This is a genomic window from Lysinibacillus sp. GbtcB16 (assembly GCF_019091145.1).
Taxonomy (GTDB): Bacteria; Bacillota; Bacilli; order Bacillales_A; family Planococcaceae; genus Lysinibacillus; species Lysinibacillus fusiformis.
On sequence record NZ_JAGXJV010000987.1, the window covers coordinates 1 to 228 of the forward strand.

Consider the following 228-nt stretch of genomic DNA (forward strand, 5'->3'; position numbering starts at 1 on the left):
TTTAGGGAATATTGCACCTGACGAAATCATCGCCTTGGAAGCATTGCGAAGAGGACTTCGTTCCGACACGTTGTCTTTAGGTACCAGAAAGGATTAAACGATGCATATCGAGGTTGTCGCCAACATTGGCGAAGCAAGAAGCGACGATTTTCTTCATAAGACGGTCATCGTCATTGATGTTTTGCGTGCTACAAGCACGATGATCACAGCACTCATAAACGGCTGTAA

Annotated in this window: 1 protein-coding gene and 1 pseudogene; both read left to right on the plus strand. The window is 45.2% G+C overall.

The genetic code is table 11. The features are described from left to right. Positions 1 to 97: pseudogene (locus tag KVT27_RS26960) on the plus strand (phosphosulfolactate synthase); the annotation flags it as partial. A 3-nt stretch (positions 98 to 100) separates the two neighbouring features. Next, on the plus strand, positions 101 to 228 hold a 128-nt coding region (locus KVT27_RS26515), incomplete at its 3' end, for a 2-phosphosulfolactate phosphatase (RefSeq protein WP_217582369.1).